Origin of the sequence: Haloquadratum walsbyi J07HQW2 (assembly GCF_000415985.1) — an archaeon.
GTDB classification, from domain to species: Archaea; Halobacteriota; Halobacteria; order Halobacteriales; family Haloferacaceae; genus Haloquadratum; species Haloquadratum walsbyi_B.
Map to the genome: position 1 here is coordinate 267840 of NZ_KE356561.1, position 4214 is coordinate 272053.

At 48.3% G+C, this 4214-nt stretch carries 3 protein-coding genes; 1 reads left to right on the forward strand and 2 read right to left on the reverse strand.

From position 1 onward, the window contains the following. Positions 1 to 206 precede the first annotated feature (206 nt). Together J07HQW2_RS01335 and J07HQW2_RS01340 are read right to left on the reverse strand one after the other, a co-directional pair. Entirely contained in the window at positions 207 to 779 is a 573-nt protein-coding gene (locus tag J07HQW2_RS01335) for a hypothetical protein (protein ID WP_303703866.1), read from the reverse strand. Between the two features lie 248 nt (positions 780 to 1027). Beyond that, on the reverse strand, positions 1028 to 1288 hold the full coding sequence (locus J07HQW2_RS01340) for a hypothetical protein (protein WP_021053396.1): 261 nt from the start codon (positions 1286 to 1288) through the stop codon (positions 1028 to 1030). Positions 1289 to 2912: 1624 nt separating this feature from the next. Here J07HQW2_RS01340 and J07HQW2_RS01345 point away from each other — a divergent pair. Beyond that, on the forward strand, positions 2913 to 4214 hold a 1302-nt coding region (locus tag J07HQW2_RS01345), incomplete at its 3' end, for a hypothetical protein (RefSeq protein WP_303703867.1).

The window sequence follows — 4214 nt, forward strand, 5'->3', positions numbered from 1 at the left end:
TAACATAGAGAACGCCGTCATGCGATTATTTATCAACTGAGTGACTACTGTAGTGACACAACTAACTCCATATGATGTGCAGGGACTGTAGTGTCTACAGCAGGCAACCACTGGAAAGAATCAAACTGTGGGCAGGCACATTATCTCAGAAGAACCCAGCGAAAATCAACCCCAGCCGCTAAATCCATAACTAGCCCAAATTGCGATTAGTCAGTGCTTACTGGGTTGATTGCAACGCCGATATCGTAGGAGCCAGGATCTGCCGTGTCGTCGAGTTCAGCGAGGACCCCGACACTGTTCTTGTCGCCGCCATTTATGTTTGTGATAAACGTTCCTTCACCAGTTTGGACAGCCTCACCCCGCTTACCGTTGTCATCAGGATCAAGATCATCTTCTCTTCGTGATCCTGCAAATGAGGCTCCTCCACCGTCCTCACGTTGCACATCAATGTCAATCGGATCAGGCGCATCAACAGTGAGTTGAATGTTCAGAGTGTCTGCCGCACTGTTTTCGATAGTCACATCAAACCCAACGTCGTCACCATTGTTCAGTTCAACAGCCGCCTGAAATTCGGTATTATCATCGCTTGTCCGTGTAAAACTAGCGTCCGGGTCGCTACCGAAAATAGCGACACTATCCACAGTCAGTGCCTGTTCAGCTTGGACGTCGGCTTGTCCTTCAACACTTCCTTCAGGTTCTGACTCAGAGGCTGTGACTCCTGCCCCTGCGGCGACTACTCCCGCTGTTCCAAGTATCATTGACCTTCTAGTGAAGTCCACTATGTTTGACAATGTTCTCTACATTCGTGTAAGACTTTTGTAACTTTATCGTAGCAAAATTATTTCACTACTGAAACGACGGGGATGTTTGACCGGGGAAATGACGGCTAATGACGATTTAATAAACCATACTACCAAAATCCAGACAATCTATTGTGCGAAGAGTTCAGATCAGAGAGAGCTGAGAGATCGATTAGCTGCACTCATCAAAATGACCCTTCGAATGCGTGCACCGACAGTCGACCTCTCTACAGATTCTCAAAGTCAGTTTGTTTGCTGTAATATGGAGATCCGTCTGTGTGCTGAATCAGATTCAGTTCATCCATACTTCTCAGCACACGTTTGATCGTCTCATCACTGGGTTCTCCTTCGTAGCCATCTCGCCTCAATCGACTCTTGATATCTGCCACTGTGAATTCTGTCTCGGTTTTAGTTACCACACCACTCCACACACGATCGCGAGGCGTGACGGGACTGCTGCTAAAATTCGACTGCGCAGGACTACTCATGGATTGTATCATGGGGGATACAGCCACATATATGCCTCGCGCGCGTGCATGCACGCGCACGCGCGACCCCCATCCACATACTCTGGCTGATTCTGATAGAGTAGCATCGAATCGCATGCCAAGGCGACTTTTGTCACCGCATACACGGGGTTTCCACACGCTCAATTGACGCTGATCAAGACCCCCCAGGATTGAGGATAATCTACTGTCCTCGCACAGATAACTCGGCATATGAGGAGACATACAGCCGTTGAGAATGTCTCATGTGCTGAAAGGGTGTGTCGTTCGTAATATTGTCGAACTTTCTTTCTCGAAAGTGAATAGATTTCGATGTTGAAATTATTCCGAAATAACTCCCATATTGCGACAATAATGCCGATATAGTTATCTAATTATGCAATACTTTTAATGTACAGAGAAGTGACAACCCATTGTTATGAGGGATCTTTCCCGATTATTGTGGGGAACTACTTTGGATGAGTCAGGATTTGCAATAATCCGGGGAATACCTCATGGCGCTACGTAAACACGATATATTCTATCATGCCATTGGTGTTTTTGACAAAATACAATATAAAATTCACTCCTCTGTGAGGAGCACAGTCATATCCGATGCCCGTCGCGTCCCGTCCCGTCCCGTCGATCGGGAGTATGGGTGGCTTGCCCTTGCAACTAGCGACAGCGCCCTTATTTTTCTCGAAGCGACCGGTTACCGGTGTGGGTATTCCTGGTGTCCCTGAATTGTTGATAGTAATTACCCTCGCAATTATTCCGATATCTCTCCTCTCTCCTATCTCGTATTGCTCCGTGGGTGATAGGTCTTATACGAGAATCGAAGACCACCGTCAAGTTATGACTGTCATGACACGCGATACCCTCCCTCTCCCGTGTCGATCACACACTGTTCAAACACTCGCGCCCACGACCGAATTTATACAATATTGCCTGAATATTCTCGGAGTCGAGGGCAGGGAGTCGACCCTGTCCCTGTGCTTGTACCCCCTTCTCCCGGCGTGATCACGTACCCCCTCTGTGCCCGAGAGAGTCCGGATTGGTAATTACACGAATAATCAGTAGAATTATATCCTGTTCGCTCATTCCGACGATTGCTCGTGGTTCATCGTCCCGCGAGCTGACTCCTGATATACGCACCAACTCCACGGGTCACTCCCCGTGCCCGTGGGTTGTCCACAAACAGTTTCGTCTATTCTGCAGTGATGACTACGGCTCTGGCGTAATCACGTACCCCCCTCCTCCAGACAGAGTATTCGGTAATCGACAATTACAGCAATCACGCATCGAGAGACTCCTCATAACCTCAGTTTTCATCTAACAAACCGTGAGGGATAGCCCACGATCACACCCTCACCCCCGGTTGCATTTGATGAAAACAGACGCGAATACGGGAATCGCGAGTGCCAGGATTTTCTCGTGAGAACCTGTTCTCAACTGAGATCCATCTGAGGATTTCTCGTGACCACCTCGATGCTCTGTATCACATATTCTGAGGTACAGACGGTTCTGATATCAATATTATCGCTCTTCTATTATCTCTGCATGTTATCAGTATATGTTGATCTAATCAGAAAGTTCAAACAAAGTCGACGGCTATGTTTGTTATATCGTGTCATATACACGCCGAGGAGCTATTGCCCTATTGATTGGAGGGAGTGTATTATGGGCGAGTGAGACAGGCGCATTCAGCTCTGCAGAGACCACTCGATCGGCTACTATGGCTGCCGGCTCTGATGAAACCGCACTCCTCGGAATTCAGGGGATTGACTCACCTGGGAAAGAACCCCAGACGATTACGCTCACGAATCAAGCTCAAACCACGGTCGAAGTGACGATTGAGAGCCGAAATAGTCGGCTCAAATTTAATACGTCTGAAATTCGGTTAGCTCCCGGAGACACCAAGGGCGTGTCCGTTTCCACTGCTAGCACTGAGAGTGGCGACGTTTCAGATTCGGTCGAATTTCTCGCGGAGTCTGTTGAAGACAGAACAGATATCCAGGCGATTCGACAGCTCACAATTCAATCAGACTCTCCTGGACCCGACAAAACCCAACTCGTCTTTGCAGACCCGAATGGAAACAACAACCTCAGAGTGTACGATCCAGTCACCGACACGATCAAACAACCGCCACAAAGTAAAAAAGCAAAAGTGATCGGGGACACAGCAGATATCGTCGGCGACAGTAGAGCTGATATTCCGTACATTACAGACCAAGGGGACAATCCGATTCGCGTGACCACTGTTGGCGACACTGAGGACAAAATAATACCCCGAACAAACAGTCCTAAGCCTAAAGTCAAAAGACAAAGGACGCGGTTCACAGTTGGTGAGACAGCATCTGTCAAAGACTTGTTGCCACCAGAAGAGGATCTGTCAGTGTCGGGGAAACTCATTCTTACCAGAGGCAAAGGGAACGCACAGAAGGAGATTGTTGGCGTTGATACAAATGGAAACGCCCAGGTTTTTCCCTCCCCAAAGGGCTGTAGTGCTGTGATGGGCGTCGCTGATATTGACAATGATGAAAGTGATGAAATAATTTTCTTTGGGACGTCCCAAGAACTGCGCTACCTTGATCAGGGCGGCAGTCAGGAGAAAGTCCAGACAGGAGGCGTGGGATCCAATTCTAAGCAGAAGGGAATTGGTCCGCCTGCAGATTTTGACGGGGATGGCGTTCCGAGTATTCCATTTGTTGACGGGAGTCAGAATCCAAGTCTGACGAAAGTTGCTGGAACATTCAGCGACGGTAAAAAAACGAAGGCTTTGGATAAGAGTGGACCCGCAAGGAAAGCTGGAGTTGCCCCTGTCGATATTGACGACGACGGGGAACTGGAGTTAGCGTTTTTTGGAAACGACGACGGTAACATACAATACGTTGACGATGTGCTTGGAGAGAATCGAATCGAGACACTC

Excerpts from the sequence above, each read along its gene's own strand:
- J07HQW2_RS01340 (WP_021053396.1), bottom strand. The coding sequence starts at position 1,288 with ATGAGTAGTCCTGCGCAGTCGAATTTTAGCAGCAGTCCCGTCACGCCT.